21 protein-coding genes are annotated in these 22,461 nt (G+C 68.7%); 10 read left to right on the top strand and 11 right to left on the bottom strand.

Annotation, left to right across the window (positions count from 1 at the left end):
* Positions 1–6 precede the first annotated feature (6 nt).
* The 6 genes from EV292_RS20280 (at position 7) to EV292_RS20250 (ending at position 3,739) form a co-directional block, all read left to right on the top strand.
* Entirely contained in the window at positions 7–513 is a 507-nt protein-coding gene (locus EV292_RS20280; RefSeq protein ID WP_132911090.1) for a hypothetical protein, read from the top strand.
* Positions 501–797 carry a hypothetical protein gene (locus EV292_RS20275; protein WP_243693888.1) on the top strand — a complete coding sequence of 99 codons (297 nt, stop codon included), beginning with the start codon at positions 501–503 and terminating at the stop codon, positions 795–797. The genes EV292_RS20280 and EV292_RS20275 overlap by 13 nt, the downstream gene beginning before the upstream one ends.
* Positions 798–820: 23 nt before the next feature.
* Complete coding sequence (locus EV292_RS20270) at positions 821–1,102, top strand: hypothetical protein (RefSeq protein ID WP_132911089.1); 282 nt, start codon at positions 821–823, stop codon at positions 1,100–1,102.
* A 24-nt stretch (positions 1,103–1,126) separates the two neighbouring features.
* Positions 1,127–1,900 (top strand): lysozyme, encoded by a 774-nt coding sequence (locus EV292_RS20265; protein WP_132911088.1) that lies wholly within the window; start codon positions 1,127–1,129, stop codon positions 1,898–1,900.
* Positions 1,897–2,346, top strand: coding sequence for a hypothetical protein (locus EV292_RS20260; protein WP_132911087.1), 450 nt, complete (start codon positions 1,897–1,899; stop codon positions 2,344–2,346). The genes EV292_RS20265 and EV292_RS20260 overlap by 4 nt, the downstream gene beginning before the upstream one ends.
* Before the next feature lie 175 nt (positions 2,347–2,521).
* Entirely contained in the window at positions 2,522–3,739 is a 1,218-nt protein-coding gene (locus tag EV292_RS20250) for a hypothetical protein (RefSeq protein ID WP_132911085.1), read from the top strand.
* A 75-nt stretch (positions 3,740–3,814) separates the two neighbouring features.
* On the opposite strand, the gene EV292_RS20245 is transcribed toward EV292_RS20250, so the two are convergent.
* Positions 3,815–4,090 carry a hypothetical protein gene (locus tag EV292_RS20245; protein ID WP_132911084.1) on the bottom strand — a complete coding sequence of 92 codons (276 nt, stop codon included), beginning with the start codon at positions 4,088–4,090 and terminating at the stop codon, positions 3,815–3,817.
* 424 nt (positions 4,091–4,514) lie between these two features.
* On the opposite strand from EV292_RS20245, the gene EV292_RS20240 reads away from it, so the two are divergent.
* On the top strand, positions 4,515–5,315 hold the full coding sequence (locus EV292_RS20240) for a DNA adenine methylase (RefSeq protein ID WP_132911083.1): 801 nt from the start codon (positions 4,515–4,517) through the stop codon (positions 5,313–5,315).
* Between the two features lie 469 nt (positions 5,316–5,784).
* Here EV292_RS20240 and EV292_RS20235 read toward each other — a convergent pair whose 3' ends face one another.
* The 3 genes from EV292_RS20235 to EV292_RS20225 form a co-directional block, all read right to left on the bottom strand.
* Positions 5,785–6,090, bottom strand: coding sequence for a hypothetical protein (locus EV292_RS20235; RefSeq protein ID WP_165927208.1), 306 nt, complete (start codon positions 6,088–6,090; stop codon positions 5,785–5,787).
* A gap of 131 nt (positions 6,091–6,221) precedes the next feature.
* Positions 6,222–6,413 carry a hypothetical protein gene (locus EV292_RS20230; protein ID WP_132911081.1) on the bottom strand — a complete coding sequence of 64 codons (192 nt, stop codon included), beginning with the start codon at positions 6,411–6,413 and terminating at the stop codon, positions 6,222–6,224.
* A gap of 99 nt (positions 6,414–6,512) precedes the next feature.
* Positions 6,513–6,875: a hypothetical protein gene (locus EV292_RS20225; protein WP_132911080.1), complete on the bottom strand. Its 363-nt coding sequence runs from the start codon at positions 6,873–6,875 to the stop codon at positions 6,513–6,515.
* Positions 6,876–6,957: 82 nt separating this feature from the next.
* Between EV292_RS20225 and EV292_RS20220 the strand changes: the two genes are divergently transcribed.
* The gene (locus EV292_RS20220; RefSeq protein ID WP_132911079.1) at positions 6,958–8,202 is read left to right on the top strand and encodes an integrase arm-type DNA-binding domain-containing protein; all 1,245 of its coding nucleotides are present in this window, start codon (positions 6,958–6,960) and stop codon (positions 8,200–8,202) included.
* Here the strand turns inward: EV292_RS20220 and EV292_RS20215 are convergent.
* Entirely contained in the window at positions 8,191–8,940 is a 750-nt protein-coding gene (locus EV292_RS20215) for a hypothetical protein (RefSeq protein ID WP_132911078.1), read from the bottom strand. The two genes, EV292_RS20220 and EV292_RS20215, sit on opposite strands and share 12 nt — an antisense overlap.
* A 162-nt stretch (positions 8,941–9,102) precedes the next feature.
* Positions 9,103–9,864 (bottom strand): hypothetical protein, encoded by a 762-nt coding sequence (locus EV292_RS20210; RefSeq protein WP_132911077.1) that lies wholly within the window; start codon positions 9,862–9,864, stop codon positions 9,103–9,105.
* An 862-nt stretch (positions 9,865–10,726) separates the two neighbouring features.
* On the opposite strand from EV292_RS20210, the gene EV292_RS20205 reads away from it, so the two are divergent.
* Complete coding sequence (locus EV292_RS20205) at positions 10,727–12,793, top strand: beta-galactosidase (protein ID WP_132911076.1); 2,067 nt, start codon at positions 10,727–10,729, stop codon at positions 12,791–12,793.
* Between the two features lie 323 nt (positions 12,794–13,116).
* On the opposite strand, the gene EV292_RS20200 is transcribed toward EV292_RS20205, so the two are convergent.
* Both EV292_RS20200 and EV292_RS20195 read right to left on the bottom strand, forming a co-directional pair.
* Complete coding sequence (locus EV292_RS20200; protein WP_132911075.1) at positions 13,117–14,613, bottom strand: tryptophan halogenase family protein; 1,497 nt, start codon at positions 14,611–14,613, stop codon at positions 13,117–13,119.
* A gap of 160 nt (positions 14,614–14,773) precedes the next feature.
* Positions 14,774–17,788, bottom strand: a complete 3,015-nt coding sequence (locus EV292_RS20195; protein ID WP_132911074.1) for a TonB-dependent receptor — start codon at positions 17,786–17,788, stop codon at positions 14,774–14,776.
* Positions 17,789–18,100: 312 nt separating this feature from the next.
* On the opposite strand from EV292_RS20195, the gene EV292_RS20190 reads away from it, so the two are divergent.
* Entirely contained in the window at positions 18,101–19,225 is a 1,125-nt protein-coding gene (locus tag EV292_RS20190) for a metallophosphoesterase (RefSeq protein ID WP_132911073.1), read from the top strand.
* A gap of 20 nt (positions 19,226–19,245) precedes the next feature.
* On the opposite strand, the gene EV292_RS20185 is transcribed toward EV292_RS20190, so the two are convergent.
* From EV292_RS20185 to kdpB, 3 genes are all read right to left on the bottom strand, one after another.
* A complete protein-coding gene (locus EV292_RS20185) occupies positions 19,246–19,494 on the bottom strand; it encodes a glutaredoxin domain-containing protein (RefSeq protein WP_132911072.1) in 249 nt (82 codons plus the stop codon).
* Positions 19,495–19,626: 132 nt separating this feature from the next.
* Positions 19,627–20,214: a potassium-transporting ATPase subunit KdpC gene (kdpC, locus tag EV292_RS20180; protein WP_132911071.1), complete on the bottom strand. Its 588-nt coding sequence runs from the start codon at positions 20,212–20,214 to the stop codon at positions 19,627–19,629.
* A gap of 206 nt (positions 20,215–20,420) precedes the next feature.
* Complete coding sequence (gene kdpB / locus EV292_RS20175) at positions 20,421–22,454, bottom strand: potassium-transporting ATPase subunit KdpB (RefSeq protein ID WP_132911070.1); 2,034 nt, start codon at positions 22,452–22,454, stop codon at positions 20,421–20,423.
* Positions 22,455–22,461: the final 7 nt, after the last annotated feature.

Below are 22,461 nucleotides of genomic sequence, written 5' to 3'. Positions count from 1 at the left end.
CGGATCATGGCTGAATTCTGGGTGATCTACGATCCAATCGATGGCAACGAGCGGTGGCGTGGCTCTGGGCCGGCCGGCGCGTCTGCGCTGCAAGAGATTCCGGAGGGTCTGTCGCTCGCGGTCGTGCCGATGGAGGTGGTTCGCACCGCTCAGCTCGACCTCGAGGTGCTGCGCACGTTCGCCTGCCGGAAGGTCGACCAATCGGCCGAGGCGCTGCGCATGCGCTTCCTGACGCCCGGCGCCGGCCAAGCGATCACCTACACCCGCAAGGAGGCGGAGGCGCGCGCCTGGTCGATCGACAACAGCGTGGCGGTTCCGTTTCTCACCCGCGAGGCCGCGGCACGATCGATGACGCTGGCGGATCTCGCCGCCGAGGTGATCAGCCAGGCCGACGCCTGGGTGATGGTCGGTGCCGAGATCGAAGGGATGCGCATGGGCGCGAAGACCTCGGTCGCCGCGGCGGAAACCTTCGGCGCGATCGTCGCCGCGGCCGAGCTGCAGTGGCCCGCCTGATCGCGCGCGTCGCGGCGGTAGCGCGCCAGGTCCTCGTCTCGATCGACCAACTCGCGCAGGTCCTCATCGTCGGCGCGGTCTTCATCCTCGGCCTGACCAGTACCTGCCCGTCGGCCGACGAGACGATCAGCAGCTACGTCGGCCGCGGCGAGCTGCGCGGCGTCTGGTGGGCGCGGATCCTCGCGCCCGCGATCGACACCCTGTTCCTCCTGCTCGGCGAGGAGCCCGGTCACTGCCGGCGCAACGTCGAGACCGCCTTCCTGGGCGACGCACCAACCCCCTAGCGCCACCGCGCGCGGAGATCCTCATGACCGACACCCCCTCCGCCACGGCCGTCGTCGTGGCGCCGCCCGCGCGCGCCTCCTGGAAGGATCTCGTACCCGCGATCGCCCTGATCATCACGGTCGTCGGGCTCCTGCTCGGCGGAGGCAAGATCCTCGGCCGGGTCGAGAGCAACAGCCAGCGCATCGAGAAGCTCGAGCAGCGCGCCGACACGCGGGATGTCGAGCAGAGCGACATGAAAGCCGACCTCGCGGCGATCAACGCCAAGCTCGACCTGCTCATCCGCCGGACCTCCGAGCGGCCCTGACCTCACCACCGAAGGGAAACACCCATGTCGCCGCTCATCCTCGAGCGCGCGCGCGCCGCCGCGCACGCCTGGTCCGTCCGTATCGCCGCGATCGGCGCCGCGATCTCCGCCGCGCTGGTCGCGATTGATCCCGCCACGCTGCAGGCCGGCTGGCTCAGCATGCCGGCCGAGGTCCGCGCGCTCTTTCCCGAGCACCTGCAGGCGTGGATCGGCCTGGCGCTGTTCGTCGCCGTCGCGATCGCGCGCGTCGTGCCGCAGCCGGCGGCCGCGCACCGGCTTGGCCTGCTCAGCGCGCCGGCGCCGGCGATGAAGGTCGGCCCGGTCGCGACCGCTCTCCTCCACCACTTCGAGCGCTGCGTGCTCACCGCCTACCTCTGCCCGGCCGGCAAATGGACGATCGGCTGGGGGATGACCTACTATCCCGACGGCCGGAAGGTGAGGTCGGGCGACCGCATCACCCGGGAGCAGGCCGACGCGATGTTCGAGCAGCTGCTCGCGCGCGACTTCGCCGCGCCGGTGATGGCGGCGATCGGCCGCGCGCCGGTCACCGCGGCGCAGTTCGGCGCCATGGTGGCGCTCGCCTACAACATCGGGATCAAGGCGTTCCGCGGCTCGAGCGTGCTGCGCTACCATCGCGCCGGCGAGATCGACGCGGCCGCGCGCGCCTTCGGGCTCTTCGTCCTGGTCAAGGGCAAGAAGAACCGCGGCCTGGTGCGCCGGCGCGCCGCCGAGGCGGCGCTCTACGTGAGCAACTTCGCCGAGCTGACGCAGCTCACCTTCGGCGAGGTGAAGGCGTGAGCCCGACCGCCGTGCTGGCGCTGCTGCGCCGCTTCTGGCCGCTGCTGCCGATCGCAGGCCTGGCGATCGCCGCCGTCATCCTTCGCGCTCAGCTCGCCGACGCGCGCCACGACCTGGCGCTCGAGCGTAGCCAGGCGACCGCCGCGGCCGAGCGCGCGCGCCGCGAGCGCGCGGAGCTCGTTGCGGCGAACGCGCAGCGCGAGGCGGCCGCGACGTCGACCTTCGCCGACAGGCTCGCCGCGCGCGCGCCGCTGATCATCCACTCGAAAGACACCGTGAGGGAATATGCTCAGACTGATGCTGGCCGGGCTCAGTGCCTCGGCGCTGACCGCGTGCGCGCCATCGATGCGCTCGATGCCGCCCTTGCCGGTGCGGGTGAAGGGACCGCCGGCGCAGGCGCTCCAGCCGTGCAGCCTGTCGCCGGTCCCCCGCCAATCGGACGGTAGCGCCAGCTCGGCCGACGCCGAGAGCGCGATCCGCGATCGCGGCCTCGACGTCTCGAGCTGCGAGGCGAAGCGCCGGCTCCTGATCGACGCATGGCCGACCGGCATCGTGCCGCTCACCGCCTCCGAGCTGTCGCAAGCTCGCTGACACCGCCCTCCTCACGAGAAGGAAACACCAATGGCCGACCTCATCCGCATCATCCGCGACGGCGTCACGAAGCTCATCCCCGCGGCGTCGCTGGGGGGTTCCACGACGCAGAAGCCTTCCAACAGCCTCGGTGCCGTCGTCGGCCTGGGGCCGCGCATCAGCACCGGGCAGGGCGCCAGCAACACGCGTGCGCTGTCGTATGTGACGTATCGCGCGGCGGCGCCGATCTCGCGCCCGCGCGTGCTGCACAGCAACTGGTACCTAAGCCCGACCAACTTCAACGAGATCAACGCTTCTGCGGCGGCGAGCTACAACAACTGGATCGAATATCCGATCGGCGCCGCGGGCGCGCTCTACGGTCCCTTCGCCGGCGCCGCGGAGCCCGGCGCTGACGTCGTGATCGACTGTGGTCCGGTCGAGATCCCGCGCGGCGCATCGTTCCGCGTGTGGACCGAGATCAACGGCCCGCTCGCGCTGTCGACGCAGATGCGCCATCCCAACCCGAGCCCGTCGATCGGCTGCGCGATGCAGTTCGGCGCGCCGCCGCCCAACCCGACCGCCCCGGGTCAGTCGCTGCCGACGCCGTTCAACGGCCTCGGCTACTTCCCGGCCGTACTCGACGACACCACCTATCGCAGCGTGCTCCTGGTCGGTGACAGCCACGAGAGCGGCCTCGGCGACACGCTGACGATCGGCAATGCCTTTGGCCCGTTCGAGCGCTTCTACGGCGACCTCGTGCCGATGATGCAGCTCTCGGTTCAGGGCGACACCCTTTCCGCCCAGCTGCGAGCTGGTAATTTCGTGCGACGCCAGCGCGTGATGCAGTATTTCAGCGATATCAACATTGGTGCCGGCGGCGGTGACATCTCGAACGGGGACACCGCGGCAACCATCATCGCCAACTTGCGCGCCGTGTGCGCGATGGTGCCGGCCGGCAAGAAGCGCTTCACCACCACCGAGTTCCCGAAGACGTCGAGCACCGACAGCTTCGCCACGGTGGCCAACCAGGCGGTGACTGCGAACGAGGCGACGCGGCTCGAGCTGAACCTGTTCAAGCGCACCCTGGGCGCGACCGCAACGCAGCCGGCGCTCTTCGACTATTATCACGACTTCGAGCGCATCGTCGGCGTCTTCAACGGCAATACCAGCGCCATCGTCTGGCCGGCCAACGGCACGACCGACGGCGTGCATGGGAACGAGCTGAGCTACGCGCCCTTCGGCCGCGTCACCGGCGCTCGCTTCTTCTGATCAGCGAGGTCGCCCGCGATCGTCAGGGCGGCTTGGCCGCGATGATGGTGGGCGACCTGCTCCGCGGATAGAGGGTCAACCCGTCTTGAGGACCGGTCTCCCCACATCGCGCCGTGACACGAAGTAGCGAACGGCTTTTAAGCCAGCCGCTGAGGTCGCTGCCCTGCCGATCGACCAGCCCTGGTCGTCAACGACATGGAGGTCAACGACCACGGCGTTCGATCTCACCAGAACGAGGTTGCCGCGAAGCGGGCCATCAACGCAGGGCATGTACACGTCGTTGGCTGCTGCCTGGGTCATCTGCGCTTCTCTGCTCATCGCGGCGCCACGTGTCGGCTCGACTGGCGCCATCGGCTTCTCCTTCGCCCAATGTCGCTCACCACCTCCCCGAATCCAAGAAGCCGTAGAGCAGCTGGCCGCAAGCCGGCGTCGATCGGGCTTCCTCGCTGATCGTCGCGCTGCCATAGTCGCTCCGCCGGTCGGAGCTTAGCCGCGAGGATCGGCCCGCGCGCGCGGTCACTAGGGCTTCGCCGGTTCGCCGGGTGGCCCGCCAATACAAGACCCTTCGGGGAAATACGCGGGGCGTAGTTCCCTAGTGCTGCGCGGCTAACCACCCGGTTCGGGCGGCTGGCCGCGCAGCACCATCACCAGACATTCGCGGCCGAGGGCCGCTGCCGAGATCCTGCGCTGACCTGGCGCAGGCCCGTCGATCGTCGCCGATCGGCGCGATCCCGCGCGCGTAGCCGAGCGCTTCCTCCCGTAGAGAAAGCCCCCTATGCCTAACTCCACCGCCGTTCGGCCGATCGCGCCGTACCTGGGCGGCAAGCGCAACCTGGCCAAGCGCCTGTGCGCCATCATCGATGCCACGCCGCATCGCACCTATGTCGAGCCCTTCGTGGGCATGGGCGGGATCTTCCTGCGCCGCGGCCGCGCCGCCCCTGCCGAGGTGATCAACGACATCTCGCGCGACGTCTCCAACCTCTTCCGCGTCGTGCGCCGCCACTTCGAGCCACTGGTCGACGAGCTGGAGCTGCTGCTCACCAGCCGCGACGAGTTCGAGCGGCAGCGCCTGGTCGACCCGGACACGCTGACGGACATCGAGCGCGCTGCGCGTTTCCTCTACCTCCAACGCATCTCATTCGGCGGGAAGGTCACCGGCCGGACCTTCGGCGTCGACCGGAACACGCCGTCGCGCTTCAACTATGGGAAGCTCCGCGCGGAGATCCGCGCGCTCGGCGCCCGCCTGGCGCCGGTCACGATCGAGCGGCTGCCCTATGCCGACCTGATCCGGCGATACGACTCGGGCGAGACGCTCTTCTACCTCGACCCACCCTACTGGGGCTGCGAGGACGATTACGGCGCCGACGTGTTCGCGCGCGGCGACTTCGAGCAGCTCGCCGATCAGCTCGCCGGGATCCGAGGCAAGTTCGTGCTGTCGATTAACGCGACGGAAGGCTCGCGCGCGGTATTCAGCCGCTTCCGCACCGTGGACGTCGATGTTGCCTGGTCGATCGCGACCAAGGCGATGGGCACGGCGAAGCGCGTCACAGAGCTGGTCGTCAGCAACATCGGCTGATCAGCGCGGGGTATCGGGCGGGGTATCGAGCCCCGGCAAATACCCCGCTCACCCGCAGAAAACCGCCATCCCCGCGCGCACCGCGGCGGAGGTGTCCTCCGCCGCGTTTTTACAAAATGTCACGGACACCCAGCGTGCTCCCACCGGTTCAGAGGTGCGAATAACGAAGGCGTTTGCGTGAGACGTTCCAAGATTATCGATGCTGTCCCAGGCAGAGACGCCAGTTGGCTACGCCGGATCTGGTCAGCGTTGACGACGACGAGCCGTCAGGATCGCGCTGTCGCGGCCTTTCGTAACGCTGAGGGGCTTTGCGCCGTGTGCGCCGAAAAGCCGCCTGGCGAAGATGGCATCTGCGATGCCTGCTACAACGAGCGGTTGTCTTCGCCCTAGATCGCTGCTGCTATGGCGATTGCGGCGGAGGGTTCCTCGGCCGCGAATCCGATTGTGGCAGGAACAGGCAGTCAGCTCCTCAAGGCATCAGCGGCGTTGAGTAAGCACCAGCATTAAGCCGCTTCGTTGATGTCACGTAAATGCGCCGAAAGCCGTCATGAACAAGAATCTTGTAGGCTCTTAATACGCAGTCTCTGTCGACTGGTGGAAATTGGATCAGCACTGCCACATCCTTTGAGCCTTTCCAGGGCTCGCGGCGCTCCGGTTCTTTAATTGAAAACGCAACGTCATTCCAGTCATAGCCACATTCTCCGTTATACATCCCCACAGCTATGAAGGGCAGGACGGGCGGAACTTTCCCACAAGATGGAAGCAGCGTCAGCACGAGAAGCGTCGGGATCAATCGCCGGTTCAGAGTCATAGGTTGGTTTGGCGCGACCAGCAGATGTCTGCAAGTGGGCGACTTTCGACGCCCATGAGACTGACCGCGGCGGAGGCTTCCTCCGCCGCTATCAATCAAGCGGATGCCGGATCGTCGTCCTCAAATCGCTCGGCGGTTAGCTGAGCGGCCTCAAGGAAAGCTGCTCGAGCCTCATATTCCGTCGCCATAGCCTCCAGCGTCTTCTGGACGTCGGCAGCGCCGATCTCGCCGGCCAACCGCCGGCAACGGATTGCTTGCTTGCGAAGATAGTCGGAATCAGCGTGCATCTACCGAGAGCGCTCGCGCTCCCGCTGAGTTCCTCAGCCGGCCGCGTCGCGGCGGAGGCTTCTCCGCGCGGTCGACCCAATAAGCCGGCTAGGTCGCCGTCAATAAGCGGGTCCGAGCACCTTTGTGCCTGCGAGATCCATGTCGCGGCGCACCATTACCAAGTCAAAGCGCTTGTAGAACGAAAGCAACTTTGACGGCGAAATCCTGCATTCGGCTGCTCTAACCTGAAGCGGTCGCTCTTCGAAGCGCGACGCCTCGTAGAAGTACCCGACCATAGCGACGTCCTCTACGTCTTCAGGCCAGATCGAGCTTGAGGAGATGCGGATGCCTGCGAGCCGCTCTCCTTCGCGAGCAAGCCCCAACTGCCTGAGATAGTCCAAGAGGTCGTTGTTGTCCGCTTCGTCGGCAGCAACGCTCCCCTTGAAGTCGTCGTACTGCACTCCCGCGACGAACGTGCTCATCTTTATCCCCTTACTCGCTCGCGCGGGTGTGGCCGCTGCTGGCGGCCGAGCAATCGAAATTTGATCCAAATCGAGGTCTATTATGCTCAGCAACGCTGCCGTGAAGGCTGCGCGCGCTCGCGCGTCTGCCTATAAGATTGCCGACGAGCGCGGCCTGCACCTGTTCGTGGCGCCGACCGGCCGCAAGTCATTTCGCTGGCGCTTCCCCTTCGCCGGCCACGAGCAGCTTCTGACGATCGGCCAGTGGCCCGAGGTCTCGCTCGACGCCGCTCGAGCGCGCGCCGAGGCCGCGCGCGAGCAGCTCGGCCGCGGCGTGGATCCGCGCACGATTGCGGCGGCGATGACCTTCGAGCGCGCGGCCCGCGCATGGCACGCGCAGCAGCTCGCCGGCTGGACGCCGGTCCACGCCGGCGACGTGCTCGCCAGCCTTGAGGCCGACGTGTTCCCCCAGCTCGGCCCGATCGAGCTGGACGCGATTGACTCCCCCGCGGTGCTGCGGATCGTACGCTCGATCGAGCGCCGCGGAGCGATCGTCACCGCGCAGCGCGTGCGTCAGCGGATCTCCGACGTGTTCGCGCTTGCGATCAGCGAGGGCTGGTGCTCGACCGACCCGGCGGCCGTCGTCGGCCGCGCACTCGCGCCGGCGCCGTCGCCGCGGCGCCAGCCGGCGCTGACGACGATCGCCGACGCGCGTGAGCTGCTCGCCGCGGCCGAGCTGGTCGACGCCGGCGCCGCGGTGAAACTCGCCTCGCGCTTCCTTGCGCTCACCGCGGTGCGCCTGGCGGTGGTGCGGGGCGCGCGCTGGTCGGAGATCGAGGACCTGGACGGTGCCGAGCCATTGTGGCGCGTGCCGGCAGCGCGGATGAAGCTGGCAGCGGCGAAGAAGCTTGACGCGGCCAACGATCACCTGGTGCCGCTGGCGCCGGCCGCGGTGGAGGTCCTGCGCGCAGCGCGCGCGCTGCACGTTGCGAATATGCATTTTGGCGATGCAGATATGCATTGTGCCGATGCGGATCGCGACGCCGGCGAGCTGATCTTCCCCGGCCGAGGCGGCGCGGCACCGATCGGCGAGGGCGCGATCGGCGCGCTCTATGATCGCGCCGGCTTTGCGCGGCGTCATGTCCCGCACGGCTGGCGCGCGACCTTCTCGACGATCATGAACAAGCGCCAGCCGGGCGACCGCTTCGTGATCGACAGCGCCCTCGGCCACGTCCTCAAACGGGAGGACGGTACGACGGCGAAGGTCGAGCGCGCCTACAACCGAGACGATCAGCTCGACGGTCGTCGCCGCGTGCTCGAGGCCTGGGCCGAGATCCTAATCGGCTGACCGGCTATCAGACGCATCGCCGAACCGCTCCTGTAGCATGTCTGCGATGGGCTGCAGGACGTGAGGCGCTCTCGCCAGCTCAAGCAGTATGATGAGCTGGTTGTCAGTCATGCCTCGTATTTGGCTGATCAAGCCTACTTCGTGATCTGCGAGCCACGGCCGACGACGAGCCTCTTCCGCGGCCGCTAGTATTTCGTCCCACTCGCGATGAAGCGGGATGTTCTCGAGCTCCCAGAGGTGGCGGTCCTCGCCCCGGTGGTCATGGTACATGAAGACCAGCGGCATCCAGCGCAGCCAGTGCGGCTCTATCGTGCATCCGCCTTCTTCGAAGCTGGCCACTCGCTTTACGGTAGGCCTGACGCTGCTGCTGTCCGGGTGCTTGCTCTTCCAGACTACCTCAGCCCAACGGCCGGATACGTCCTCACGAGACCACCCCCGCTTTTCGCGCTCGCCGCGGAACCAGGAGGCCGCTTCCTCAAGCGATTTCCACGCGCCCCCAGGGAGCGAGCGAAGCGCATCGTTTCGGTACGTCTCGTAAGAGGCGAGACGCTCGCGAGCGCGCTCATCAAGTGCGGGCGACGTGACCTCGTCGATCTCAGGCCAAGTTTGGTCGGTCGCGCACAGACGCAGCTCGGCGACGTGCGCCTTGATGGTCGCGAGATCGGCTTCGAACGACTCGACTGACATTATCTTACCTCCTGACGGGTCCGCATACTCGTCATAGGCGAGAGTTGGCACCGTTCGTGCTCCATCCCCCCTAGGCAGCATCGGGGCGGCGCAAGCCGCCACGCTCGACGGCCGGGTCTTGGCGGTCGAGGGGGTATGTCGTGCCGTTGCGGCGTGGGGGGATGATCAAATCTGCGCATGAGAGCGCCTAAAGCGCTCTCATTCCTCATTATCTTACCTTGTCGACCGGGTTACTGTCGAAGGACTAGAATCGCCCTTCTTCCGATCGACTGCCGAGCCGAGGCGCGCCAGAGCTTCCGCGAGGACCGTGCCGTCGCCGGCGTAGAAGCGTGCCATCTCCTCGGCCGAGAGCGTCTTGACCATCTCTCGCACCAGCTCAGCCTGGGCGCGCTCGTGCTCTTCCTGGTCGACGGGCTTGCCGCCACCCGACATGATCTGTCGCACGCGCTCGGTGATCTCCGCCGGAAGCTCGAACCAGTAAGCGTTGGTGATCTGTTTGACCTGTGGGCCGCCTGGCTCTGGCTCCTCGACCGGCTCCATGCGTCGTATCTTCGTGAGCAGGCCGAGCGAGACCAGCCGCTCTACGTAGTTGCACACCGTCTGCACCGACATCACGAGCTTCTCGGCCATCGTCTTGATGGCCATGTCGAGGCGGCCGGTCGTGAAGCACCGCATGCCCATGAGGAAGTCGAGAAATCGCTCACCGCTTGGCCCTAGCGGGCCCCATGCGGCCCCCTTCTTCTTTTCGCGGTAGTTCCACTCTCGCACTGCCGTCATTCGGGCTCGTCGCTCGGCCGCTGTGAAGACGTTGTTCTGCCGCCAGGCGCGTGCCTCCCGCTCCCCCGGATATTGGCTGTGGCGTCGGACGGGGCTGTGGCCCCGGCGCTGGGTCGAGCTGCTGAAGCTCGCGGTCTTGTTGAAGTAGCGAGAGAGGCGCGCTGCGTTGGCGGCCTTAAGGCGATCCGCGAAGGACATCGTTCCGGCACCCGAGACGGAAGTTCGATGGGCGCACGAAAGCGCCGGCAGAATCGGGTTTGATCGCCGTGCGCATGCGTGCGGTGGAGCGCTGGAAGGCGCTTGAAACGTGGGGGGCAGCTTCGGCGCGAGTTCGGCGTCAGCCGCTCACGACAACGGAAAACTGCGGGTTAGCGAGGCTGCAACAGGAGCGTGCTAGAGCCGGAATTTGGCTGAAAACCGGGCTGACCGCTTCGTTGACATCGCAGGGGTCGCAAGTTCAATCCTTGCCACGCCCACCATAAAAAATGCCAGCATCCCCGCGGATGCTGGCATTTTTTGTCTCACCGCCCGGTGCGACGATCGCCCGCACTCGGGCCGCGCCCGTCACGCGCGAAGCACACCGCACGGCCACCGCCTCGACACCCCTGCCGCAGCGACGCGCTGATGCGGCGTGCGAAGAGCGCCGGGAGCGAGCCTGACGCGTCGCGCCGGCGCGCGTCCGGGCGGTCGTCGGCCACACGAAGCACGCCCTCGCGGTGCAGCCGCAAACGCCGTGCCGACCACGGATAACGGCAACGTCACGTCCGGCTTGCCAAGTGAAAATATACTTGCAAGTATGATAACGACGAGGGGGAGCGGGACATGGACGATCAGGACAGCCGCGCCGCCGCTGCGGCCTCGCCATGCGGCGCCCCTGTGGAGGCACCGGTGCGAGCCACGAGCCGGGCGGCTGGCCCTCCGCTGCACGGCCGCACCTCCGCATGAGATGAGCCGCGCACCACCATCGCCGATCCGGCACGGCCGCGGCGCCGCGCTCCGGCGGCTCCCGCGCCGATCTCGCCTGATCATGCCTCCCCTCTTCGACGGACCCTTCCCGCTTATGCCGCGCACGCCCCTCGCCGCCCTTGTCCTGCTGACGAGCCTCGTGACTCCGCTCGCGCCCGCCACCGCCGCACCCGGCACCGCGTCACCCGCGCTGGTCCGCACCCCCGCGCTCGACGGGCGGCTCTTCGTCGGCGCCTGCTATCAGCCGGTCGATCGCTCGCCGGCGCAGATCGCCGCCGATATCGCGGTGATGAAGCGCGCCGGCTTCACCATGGTGCGGATGGGCGACCTCTCCTGGGACTCGTTCGAGCCGGCCGAGGGGCAATATCGCTTCGAGTGGTTCGACCGCGTGCTCGACCAGATGCACGCCGCCGGGATCAAGGTGATCCTCGACGTGCCCGGCCTGCCCGCGCCCGGCTGGCTGCACAAGCATTATCCCGGTGTCGACATCGTCTCGCAGGACGGCGCGCGCCGCCACGCCGCCTCGCGCTACTGGGACGACATCAGCGACCCCGATTACCGCCGCCGCGTCACCGCGCTGGCGGAGGCGATGCTGACGCGCTGGGGCAAGCACCCGGCGGTGATCGCGGTCGGCTATGACAATGAGGTCGGCAGCTCGCCGATGTCCTACTCGCCCGGCGTCAAGCAGCGCTTCACCGACTGGCTGCGCCAGCGCTACGGCACGATCGAGGCGCTCAACGCGGCCTGGGCGACGCAGCGCTGGTCGCGCCGCATCGCCGACTGGGATTCGGTCGACGTCCCCTACGGCGACGGCCCGGGGCCGAACGAGCGCAACCTCGACCTGCACCGCTTCTGGTCCGAGCAGACCATCGCCGCGCTGGGCGAGATCGACGCGGTGCGCGCGCGCGTCGCGCCGCAACTGCCGGCCATCTCCAATCTCTGGCCCGAGGCGGGCAACAAGGGCTTCGACTTCCTGCGCAGCTGGGACCGCTACGCCACGTTCGGCGCGCTCGGCTTCTATCCGGGCGACGCGATGGGGGCCGCCTTCCAGGTGATGATGATGCGCGCGGGCAGCCCGCGGCCGGTGTGGTTCAACGAGTTCACCGCGGGCGGCGGCGGCGACTATGGCACGCCGGACCGCTCGCGCATGTGGGCCTATTTCGGGCTGCTGACCTACGCGCAGACCTTCCTCGCCTGGACCTTCAACTCGCATCTCGGCGGCGAGGAACAGTCGCTGTTCGGGTTGATCGACCATGACGATCGCCCGTCGTGGAAGGTCGACGAGTTCCAGCGCATCGCGGCCGAGTTCCGCAAGGTGCAGGGGCTCGGCTTCCCGCGCCGCGGCACGCCGCCGGTGGCGATCGGCTATTCGTTCCAGACCAACTGGCTGCTCACCCCGCCGCCGGGGCCGAACACGATGAAGCAGTATTTCGTCGGCAATTACCAGGACCAGGCCAAAGCGGCGTTCCAACCCCTGTTCGAGGACAATGTCGACGCCGCGGTGCTCGACCCCGCGCACGATCCGATCGACGGCTACAAGCTCCTGGTGCTGCCGAGCGCCTATGTGATGGACGCGCCGCTCGCCGCCGCGGTGCGCCGCTATGTCGAGCGCGGCGGCACCGTGGTGATGACGGGCTATTCGGCCAAGGCGGACGTGACCGGCCAGTGGTTCGACACGCCGCTGCCCGGCCGGCTGAGCGACGTCTTCGGCCTGCGCACCAGCGCCTTCTACCGCGCCGCGACGCCGCTGAAGGTCCGCTACAAGGGTGAGACGCTGACCGGCACCGATCCTTATTACGAGGTGCTCGAGCCCGCGCGCGCGACCGTGCTGGCGCGGTTCGAGGGGCTGCCCGGCGACCCGCCCGCAATCACGTCCAACCGCTTCGGCAAGGGGCGCGCGATCTATGTGGCGGCGGCACCGCAGGCGGCGCTGCTGCGGCCGCTGCTGCGCTCGCTCTACGACGAGCTCGGCATCGCGCGCGGGCCGGTCACGCCGCCGGGCGTGGTGGCGCGGCGCGTCGACGGCCGCACGCTCTACGTCAACACGAGCCGCGACGCCGCGACGGTGACGCTGCCGCGCGCGGGACGCGATCTGCTGACGGGAAGCGCGGTGAGCGGCACGCTCGCGCTCGACGGCTACGCCGCGGCGATCGTCGAGTGAGTGTGGCTTAGCTGAGCCGTATCGCCGGTGCGGCGCTGAGGGCGAGCGGCGGCTAGCACGGCGCTCGCCGCCGTAACGGAAGCGGCTCGCCCCTCACCGTCATCCCGGCCTCGCGCCGGGATCCATCCTTCCGCGCGAGCGACGCCGGCGGTTCTCGCGGCACGATGGATCCCGGGTCGAGCCCGGGATGACGGGGGTAAGTCGCTCCCGCGACAATGAACCTCTTGGGTCCGGACCAACGGTGCGGCGAGCGTTGCGCTCACAGAGGGATGGATCCCGGCGCGCGGCCGGGATGACGGTGCGGGAAGAGGCGGCGCGCGCGATCACCCGCTCGCCCGCTGCGGCTGCGCGAGATAATCGGCGTGGGTCGGCAGCGCCGCGGCGCCGCGGCGCACCAGGTCCGCCATCCGGCGCAGCTGCGCGCCCATCGTCTCCTCCGGGTAGAGGTCGGCCTGTCCGTCATAGCCGCGCGGCGACAGGCCCTGGCCCAGCATCACCGCGGCCCAGCTCGTCGGGGTGAACAGCTCGCCCGGCTCGGGCACGATACGGCCGTTGGCGGCGAACAGCGCCATCCGCTCCGCCAGCGTGTCGGGCACCGCCATCGCCGCGGCCATGCGCCAGAAGGGCGTGTCGTCGCGTGCGGTCTGCTTGTAATGCAGGATCACGAAATCGCGGACCTGCTCATAGTCGCGCTGCATCAGCCGGTTGTACTGCGCCACCTCGGCCGGCTCGATCGCGCCGCGCGGGAACAGCGACATCAGCGTCTGCACCCCCTGCTGCACGAGATGGATCGAGGTGGACTCGAGCGGCTCGATGAAGCCCGAGGCGAGGCCGAGCGCCACGACATTGTGGTTCCACGCCCGTCGCCGCCGCCCCGTGGTGAAGCGCAGCCGCCGCGGCGCGGCCAGCGCGGGCGCGTCGAGCGCGTCCAGCAGCTGCCGCTCGGCCGTGTCATCGTCGAGGAAGCGGCTGCAATAGACGTGGCCGTTGCCGGTGCGGTGCTGGAGCGGGATGCGCCAGCGCCACCCCGCCGCCCCCGCGGTCGAGCGCGTGAACGGCACCGGCGGCGCGATCCGCTCGGTCGGCACCGCGATCGCCCGATCCATCGGCAGCCAGCGCGACCAATCCTCATAGCCGGTGCCGAGCGCCTCCTCGATCAGCAGGCCGCGGAAGCCCGAACAGTCGAGGAAGAGGTCGCCGTCGATCGCGCGCCCGTCCGCCAGCCGCAGCCGGGTGACGTCGCCGCTCGCCCCGTCGCGCTCGACCGCGACGATCCGCCCCTCGACCCGTTCGGTGCCGTCGGCGATCGCGCGCTCGCCCAGGAAAGCGGCGTACAGGCTGGCGTCGAAGTGGAGCGCATAGGCCAGCTTCGACCGCACATCGCGCGGATCCTGCGCGGGATGCGCGAAGCGGCCGGCCTCCGCGGCGACGGTGGGCAGCGAATAATCGGCCAGCTCCCCCTCGCGCAGCCGCAGCCAGTGGTGGTGGAAGGCCACCCCGCCGATATCGGCGCCGTAGCTGCCGAACGGGTGGAAATAGCGCTGGCCGATCGCGCCCCAGTCGCGGAACTCGATGCCCAGCTTGTAGGTGCCGTGGGTGCGGCGGATCAGCTCGTCCTCGTCGATGCCGAGCAGCCGGTTGAGGTCGAGGATCGGCGGGATCGTCGCCTCGCCGACCCCCACCGTGCCGATCTCGGCCGATTCCACCAGAGTGACGCGCGTGCGCTCGCGCGGCAGCCGGCTCGACAGCATCGCCGCCGCCATCCAGCCGGCGGTCCCCCCGCCTACCACGACCACGTGCCGGATCGCCCCGTCGCTCACCTCGCCGCCTCTCCTCGCCCGTCTTTCAAAAAAAGGTGGCCGCCCTCGCGGAAGGCGGCCACAGGTGAGGCTCGTCGCTGCCGCGGGATCGCGCGCGATCCCCGGCGATCAATCCGGGTCCGGGAGGACGGCCGGGAGAGACACACGCGAGCCCATCTCGTCAGAACCGCACGCGCAGTCGCGCCGAGAGGCGGCGGTCGTTGTACTGGAAGTCGCGCGGCGTCGCCGGCGTCGCCAGATAGCTGCGATAGGCGGCGTTGTTGAGATTGGCCGCGTCGAGCGTCAGCGACAGGTTGGGCGAGAAATCGTAGCTGATCGAGGCGTCGAGCACGCCATAGGGTTTGACGAACTCGGGCAACGTCTGCGTGCCGACCCCGGTGGTGGTCAGCAGGTAGCGGCTCCGCCAATTATAGGCGAGGCGGACGTTGAAGCCGTATTTGTCGTAGAGGCCGATCAGGTTGAAGCTGTGCTTGGACAGGCCGATCAGCGGCACCGAGACGAGGTTGGTACTGCCGGCATTGCCCTGCGCCACCACGCCGGCATCACTGTCGGACAGAGTGTAATTGGCCTGCACGCCCAGCCCCGCGAGCGCGCCGGGCAGGAAATCGAAGAAGCGCTGGCCGCCGACCTCGAAGCCCTTCACCCCGCCCTTGGACACGTTGACCACCGAGGTGACGTTGAATTGCACCACGCCGACGCCGGGAATGGTCTGGTTGACGGGGAAGGTGCGGTTGTCGAGCAGGTCGACCAGGTTCTTCTTGAACACGGTGGCGAAGACATAGCCGGTCGGCGCGAAATACCATTCGAGCGCGCCGTCGAACGAGGTGACCTGCTGCGGGCGCAGATCGGGATTGCCCGAGACATTGCCCGTGCCCGCATAAGGGTTGGTCTGCGGGTCGTAGGGCAGGTTCGGATCGACCGTCTGCGGCGTGTTGGCCGATCCGTTGTAGATCGGGCTCAGGTTGAAGCTGGGGTTCAGCTGGCTGAAGTTCGGCCGGTACAGGTTCTTGGAAAAAGCGAAGCGCGCCTGCAGCTTCTCGCTGATGTGCAGCCGCAGGTTCACGCTGGGCAGCCATTTCGTATAGTTGCGCCCGCCGGTGAACGGCTCGCGCTCGACCACGCTGGGGGGTGCGGTGACGCTGCCGTCGGGATTGGTCACCGGCCCGGTGTTGGGGTCGCGGTAGGTCAGCCCGCGCGAGCCGATGCCGGTCTGCTCGGTGCGGACGTAGCGCAGGCCGGCATTGCCATCGAGGTCCATGCCCAGCAGGCGCGTGCCGAAGGCGGCGCGGAAATAGGCCGAGATGTCCTTCTCGTTGACGGTGCCGTTGAAGGCGCTCGCGTCGTCGAAGGAGGTGAAGCCGATGGTCTGGCCCGAGATCGCCTTGACGTCGGCGAAGCCCTGCTCGGGGTTGGCGGCGGAGCTCAGCCGCCACTGGAGCACCGGCCCGAAATACAGGTCGGCCGCGCGCCCGCGCAGCAGCGAGCCCTGCAACGGGTTGAGCTCGGTGAACTGCGGGAACGCGCTCGGCTGATAGCAGCCCGCCGGCGAGGACCAATTGGCGCAGGTGGAGCCGATCGTCGACCAGGTGCTCGAATTGCGGTTCACCGCTTCCTTGACCGAATAGCGCCCGCCGACGCTCAGCTTGCGCAGGAAGCCGGTCTCGTCGAAGTCCCAGTCGAGGTCGGCGCGCACCGCGTCGGCGTCGGCGCGGTTCTTCTCCTGGAACGGCTGGATCGCGGTGAACTCGAAATTGGCCGGGTTCGTCAGATAGCCCGGCTGATCGATCAGCATCGAGGGCACGTCACCGCGCGTGTCGAACAGCACGTTGAAGTTGGAGCCCAGCCCCGGCAGCGAGGTCGAGGGATTGACCACGTTCATCGTCAGGTTGACGCTGCGATTGTCCGCGGTCGAGTGGATATGCTGATAGTCGAACGAGGCGTGGAGCCGATCGGTCACCGACCATTTCAGGCCCGCCGCATAGTCGCTCGTCGCGGTGTTGCGGTTGTTCTGATAGACGACGTTGCTGCTCGAGGGGTTGCTGAGCGACCCCGAGGTGGCGACGCCGTCCTCGACGGTGAAGGTCGCGCCCGGCGTCGGCGTCATCGGCGTGCCGGCGGCGAAGAACGACAGGCCGTAATCGTGGTAGCGATAGCGCGCGGTCAGATATTGCGCGTAGAATTCGAGGTTGGACGTGGGCTTCCACTGCAGCGCCGCGGCGGCGCTGAAGCGCTTGCGGTCGCCTACCGCATTGTTGAAGCCGCCGCCGTGCGGGACCAGGACATTCTGCGTCTCGAAGCCCGGCACCAAGGTGTTCTCGACCGTCGCGCCCTCGATCGGATCGGGGCCGTGATAATGGTAGGGCTCGATCTGGACCTTGTCCTCGCGGAAGGCGGTCTGCTGCCATGACGCGTTGGCGAGGATGCCGATCTCGCCGATCCCCGTGCTCCAGCGATCGCTGTAGAGGCCCGAGGCGCCGAACTTGTTGCTGTCGGCGAAGTCGTAGCGCGTCGCCGAACCGGTCAGCGACACCACCCGCCCCGGCGCGTCGAAGGGCATGCGCGTGCGCAGGTTGACGGTGCCGCCGAGCGAGCCCTCGATCAGCTCGGCCGAGGGGTTCTTGTAGACGTCGACGCCGGCGAGCAGATCGGGGCCGATCTCCTCGAACGACAGGCCGCGCCCGCCGTTGGCCGAGAAGATGTCGCGCCCGTTGAGCTCGGTGCGCACCTGGGTGAGGCCGCGGATCGCGATCGCGCTGCCCTCGCCGCGGTTGCGCGTGATCTGGATGCCCGAGATGCGCTGCAACGCCTCGGCGACGGTGGTGTCGGGCAGGCGGCCGATGTCGGTGGCGGTGATCGAGTCGACGATCTGCTCGGAATTCCGCTTGATGGCCTGCGCCGAGGCGAGCGACTGGCGCAGCCCGGTGACGACGATGTCGGTCCCGTCCGCGCTGGTGCTGACGTCGCCGCCCTCGCTCGTCCCGGACAGCGCGCCCGCGGTGGCGGGCTGACCCGAGGCGGTGGCGGGCGTACCCGCCGGGACGCCCGTCTGCGCCGGCGCGTCGGTCGCGCTCGCGCCGCCGGTGCCGCCCCCCTGCGCGGCGGCTGGTACCGCACCCAACATCATCGCGATCACCAGCGACGACGCACTGGCATGCGTGAAAGCCCCCTTCGACATTCCCCTCTCCCCACAGCAGGTTGCTCTGAGTCAACCATTGACGGGAACGCTACCATCGAACTTCCGGGCCGGATAGATAGTATTTTATAGGTGCGATCCAATTTTCGCATAAGGCATGGGTTAGTGGTGGGCGGTGGTCTGAATACGATCCCGCCGAACGACCCGCGATCGACGACAGAGGTCGTCCGGCAGCGCCGCGCCGAGACGTTCTTGATGGTGGCGGCCAGCGCACGCGCGACCGTCGGTCGCCTCCGGCAGCGAGTCGCGCTAAGGGGCGATCACCCGACCCGGCCCGTCGATGCCCCTGGAAGGATGCCGATCATCTCCCTCATCTTCCTGATCCCGGCGATCTACGTCGCCTGTCGCACGTTCTGGCCGCTGTCCCTGCCGCTGTGGAGCAGGGTCCTCGTCGCCTTGCTCCTGCTCGCCGCCTCGCAATATCATCTGTGGAGCCGGCTCTCGTCGGGCTCCGTGTTCGCGCCCGAGTTTCCGCGCGCGGCGGTGGTCCTGTTCAACTGGGCGTTGGGCGCGCTGCTGCTGCTGTGGTTCGTCCAGATCGTGCTCGACCTCGGGCTGGTCACCGCGGCGGTCGTCCAGTGGCGGCGGGTCGGACTGCCCGACACCGCGCGGTACGGCGCGATCGCGCTGGCGCTGCTGGTCAGCGCGCTCGCGGTCGCGCAGGCGATCCGCGTCCCGCCGATCAAGGACGTGGAGGTGGAGATCGCTGGGCTGGCGCCACCGTTCGAGGGATATCGCATCCTCCAGCTCACCGATCTTCACGTCAGCCGGCTGTTCCCGGATCGCTGGGCGCGTGCCGTGGTGACGCGCGCCAATGCCGCGGGCGCCGACACGATCGTCGTCACGGGCGATGTCATCGATGGCTCGGTCGACATGCGCCGCGACGACGTGGCGCCGTTGCGGGCATTGCGCGCCGCCGACGGCGTGTGGGCGATACCGGGCAATCACGAATATTTCTTCGATTACGGTGCCTGGATGCGCCACCTGACCGCGCTCGGCTTCCGCATGCTGCCCAATGCGCATATCGTGATCCGGCGCGACGGCGCGGCGCTGGTCGTCGCCGGCGTCACCGATCTGTCGGCGCCCAGCGTCGGCGAGGCGCCCCCGGATCTGGGCGTGGCGCTGCGCGGCGCACCGGCGGGGGTGCCGATCATCTTGCTCGATCATCAACCGCGACAGGCGCGTCACGCCGCCGCGCGCGGCGTGGCGCTGCAACTGTCCGGCCACACCCATGGCGGCATGGTGATCGGCCTCGACCGGCTGGTCGCGCGCGCCAACGCCGGCTTCGTCGCGGGCCGCTATGCGGTCGGGGGCATGACCTTGTACGTCAGCAACGGCACCGGATTGTGGCCGGGGTTCGCGCTGCGGCTGGGCGTGCCGTCGGAGATGACCCGCTTCACCCTGCGCGCGAAACCCTAGCCGCGCGGGCGCTGTGCCCGTCAGACCCGTTCGAGATAGCGTTCGAGATCGTCGCTGCCGCCGATCCGCTCGCCGTCGATGACGATCTGCGGGGTGGTGGCGACGTTCTGCTCGGCCTTGAACGCGTCGACCGCGTCGCGCGACTGGAGCAGGCGATCGTCGACCTCGAACCCCGCCCGCTCGAGCATCTGCTTGGCACGGACGCCGAACGGACAGATGTGGTCGGGCAGCACCATGCGGTAGATCGTCGCGGTCCGGTTCTCTGCCATCGAAGGTCTCCGCGGGCGGACGCGCCCGTGGCAACAGGACGAGCCGCGCGCCGCGACGTTCCGGATCACGGTCGCCGTTCGCCCCGCCCCTGCGGCACTGGCGCGGGAGCGCGGCGCTCGATCCGGCGTCGCTCAGCGCGGCGCCGCGGCGCGGGGCAGCGCGTCCAGCGCGCGGTTGAGCGCGAGCAGGTTGACGTGCGCGGCACCGAGGATCGGGTCCTCCACCTGCGCCGCGACGAGCGCGCGCACGCGCTCCACCGCGAGGCCGCGCACGCGCGCGATCCGCGGCGCCTGTGCCAGCGCGCTCGCCGGCGACAGATCGGGGTCGAGCCCCGAGCCGCTCGCGGTGACCAGATCGGCCGGGAGCGGGCCGGCGACACCCTCGGCCCGCCGCTTCGCGACGTCAGCCTCGACGCGGTCGGCGAGCGCCCGACTCGCGGGTCCGAGGTTGGAGCCCGAGGAGGACAGGCCGTCATAGCCCTTGCCGGCGGCCGAGGGGCGTGACTGGAAGTAGCGGTCGGTCGCGAACGCCTGGCCCACGACGGTCGAGCCGATCACCGTGCCCCCCGCGTCGCGCACCAGGCTGCCGTTCGCCTGGCGCGGGAAGAGCGCCTGGCCCAGCGCCGTCATCGCCAGCGGGTAGAGCAGGCCGAGCAGCGCGGCGAACAGCAACGTCAGCACGATCGCGGGGCGCAGCGCGGACGAGAGATCCTTGGTCATGTCATTTCTCCTTCGAGATTGTCCTGGGGGAGAGTTGCCCGAGGACCCTCGCCCGTCATCCCGGACGTGTTCCGGGATCCATTGTGCCGCGCACTCCTCGAGCGTTGCTCTCGCGGAGACGTGGATCCCGGAACAAGTCCGGGATGACGGAGCAGGATGAGCCTTTCGACGGCCTGCGGAGCGATCCTGAGAGCGAGCGGCCGAGGTCACGCCAGCCCCAGACCGCCGACCACCACGTCGATCAGCTTGATGCCGACGAACGGCGCGAGCAGGCCGCCGAGGCCGTAGACCGCGAGGTTGCGCGCCAGCAGCGGCCCGGCCGCCATCGGCTTGTACGCCACGCCCCTGAGCGCGAGCGGCACCAGCAGCGGGATGATCAGCGCGTTGAAGATGATCGCGCTGAGGATCGCCGACTGCGGCGTCGCCAGCCCCATCACGTTGAGCACGCCGAGCCCCGGATAGAGCGCGACGAACATCGCCGGGATGATCGCGAAATATTTCGCCACGTCGTTCGCCACCGAGAAGGTGGTGAGCGCGCCGCGCGTCATCAGCAATTGCTTGCCGAGCCCGACCACCTCGATCAGCTTGGTCGGATCGCTGTCGAGGTCGACCATGTTGCCCGCCTCGCGCGCCGCCTGCGTGCCGGTGTTCATCGCCACCCCGACATCGGCCTGCGCCAGCGCGGGCGCGTCGTTGGTGCCGTCGCCGCACATCGCCACGAGCTTGCCGCCGGTCTGCTCCTGGCGGATCAGCGCCAATTTGTCCTCGGGCGTCGCCTGGGCGAGGAAGTCGTCCACCCCCGCCTCGGCCGCGATCGCCGCGGCGGTCAGCGGGTTGTCGCCGGTGATCATCACGGTGCGGATGCCCATGGTGCGCAGCTCGCCGAAGCGCTCGCGGATCCCGGCCTTGACCACGTCCTTGAGGAAGATCGCGCCGAGCAGGCGGCCGTCGCGCGCCACCGCCAGCGGCGTGCCGCCGGCGCGCGCGATCTCGTCGGTGAGGCGGCGCAACTCGGTCGCCGCGGCGGTCTCGCCCGCGCCCGCGTTGGCGCGCAGGATCGAGTCGACCGCGCCCTTCTGGATCAGCGTGTCGCCGATGCGCACGCCCGAGACGCGGGTCTGCGCTGTGAAGGGGATGACCTCGGCGCCCGCGGGCATCGGCCGCCGCAGCCCGAACGTGTCGCGCGCCAGCACGACGATCGAGCGGCCTTCCGGGGTCTCGTCGGCGAGGCTGGCGAGCAGCGCCGCCTCGGCCAGCTCGACGTCGCTGGCCCCGCCGACGCTGCGGAACTCGCTCGCCTGGCGGTCGCCGATCGTGATCGTGCCGGTCTTGTCGAGCAGCAGCACGTCCACGTCCCCCGCCGCCTCGACCGCGCGGCCCGACTTGGCGAGCACGTTGAACCGCACCAGCCGGTCCATCCCCGCGATGCCGATCGCGGAGAGCAGCGCCGCGATCGTCGTCGGGATCAGCGTGATCAGCAGCGCGGCGAGGATCGCCACCGGGATGCGGCCGCCGGTGTAAGCGGCGAAGCCCGGGATCGTCGCCACCGCGATCAGGAAGATGATCGTCAACCCGACCAGCAGCACGGTCAGCGCCACCTCGTTCGGCGTCTTCTGCCGCTCGGCACCCTCGACCAGCGCGATCATGCGGTCGAGGAAGCCCTTGCCCGGCTCCACCGTCACCTTCACGCGGATCTCGTCCGAGATGACGCGCGTGCCCGCGGTCACCGCCGAGCGGTCGCCGCCCGCCTCGCGGATCACCGGCGCGCTCTCGCCCGTGATCGCGGCCTCGTTGACCGAGGCGACGCCGGACACGACCTCGCCGTCCGAGGGTATCAGGTCGTTCGTCTCGACCAGCACCATGTCGCCGACCTTGAGCTGGCTGGCGGCGACATTGTCATACTGGCGCCCGTCGCCCTTCAGCCGCTTGGCGGTGAGCTCGGCCTTGGTCGCGCGCAGGCTCGCCGCCTGCGCCTTGCCGCGCCCCTCCGCCAGCGCCTCGGCGAAGGTGCCGAACAGCACCGTCAGCCACAGCCACACGACGAGCTGCGCCTTGAACGCGAGCGTCAGCCCGTCGCCGCCGATGCCGATCGTCACCGTCAGCAGCGTCGCCACGCAGGCGGTCACGAACATCACCGGGTTGCGGATCAGCTCTTTCGGGTTGAGCTTGAGGAAGCTTGCCGTGATCGCGGGCACGACGAGGTCGGCCGTGAACAGGCTCTTGGTCTGGGTCTTCGCCATATTGGCC

It is taken from the genome of Sphingomonas sp. BK235 (assembly GCF_004345855.1).
Taxonomy (GTDB): Bacteria; Pseudomonadota; Alphaproteobacteria; order Sphingomonadales; family Sphingomonadaceae; genus Sphingomonas.
The sequence above is the reverse complement of the archived record's forward strand: the minus strand, read 5'-3'. Positions and strand labels throughout refer to the sequence as shown.

Bases quoted from the DNA above. Each gene is read 5' to 3' on its own strand.
- EV292_RS20280 (WP_132911090.1), top strand. From the start codon at position 7: ATGGCTGAATTCTGGGTGATCTACGATCCAATCGATGGCAACGAGCGG.
- EV292_RS20270 (WP_132911089.1), top strand. From the start codon at position 821: ATGACCGACACCCCCTCCGCCACGGCCGTCGTCGTGGCGCCGCCCGCG.
- EV292_RS20265 (WP_132911088.1), top strand. From the start codon at position 1,127: ATGTCGCCGCTCATCCTCGAGCGCGCGCGCGCCGCCGCGCACGCCTGG.
- EV292_RS20250 (WP_132911085.1), top strand. From the start codon at position 2,522: ATGGCCGACCTCATCCGCATCATCCGCGACGGCGTCACGAAGCTCATC.
- EV292_RS20245 (WP_132911084.1), bottom strand. From the start codon at position 4,090: ATGGCGCCAGTCGAGCCGACACGTGGCGCCGCGATGAGCAGAGAAGCG.
- EV292_RS20240 (WP_132911083.1), top strand. From the start codon at position 4,515: ATGCCTAACTCCACCGCCGTTCGGCCGATCGCGCCGTACCTGGGCGGC.
- EV292_RS20230 (WP_132911081.1), bottom strand. From the start codon at position 6,413: ATGCACGCTGATTCCGACTATCTTCGCAAGCAAGCAATCCGTTGCCGG.
- EV292_RS20225 (WP_132911080.1), bottom strand. From the start codon at position 6,875: ATGAGCACGTTCGTCGCGGGAGTGCAGTACGACGACTTCAAGGGGAGC.
- EV292_RS20220 (WP_132911079.1), top strand. From the start codon at position 6,958: ATGCTCAGCAACGCTGCCGTGAAGGCTGCGCGCGCTCGCGCGTCTGCC.
- EV292_RS20210 (WP_132911077.1), bottom strand. From the start codon at position 9,864: ATGTCCTTCGCGGATCGCCTTAAGGCCGCCAACGCAGCGCGCCTCTCT.
- EV292_RS20205 (WP_132911076.1), top strand. From the start codon at position 10,727: ATGCCGCGCACGCCCCTCGCCGCCCTTGTCCTGCTGACGAGCCTCGTG.
- EV292_RS20195 (WP_132911074.1), bottom strand. From the start codon at position 17,788: ATGTCGAAGGGGGCTTTCACGCATGCCAGTGCGTCGTCGCTGGTGATC.
- EV292_RS20190 (WP_132911073.1), top strand. From the start codon at position 18,101: ATGCCGATCATCTCCCTCATCTTCCTGATCCCGGCGATCTACGTCGCC.
- EV292_RS20185 (WP_132911072.1), bottom strand. From the start codon at position 19,494: ATGGCAGAGAACCGGACCGCGACGATCTACCGCATGGTGCTGCCCGAC.
- kdpC (WP_132911071.1), bottom strand. From the start codon at position 20,214: ATGACCAAGGATCTCTCGTCCGCGCTGCGCCCCGCGATCGTGCTGACG.
- kdpB (WP_132911070.1), bottom strand. From the start codon at position 22,454: ATGGCGAAGACCCAGACCAAGAGCCTGTTCACGGCCGACCTCGTCGTG.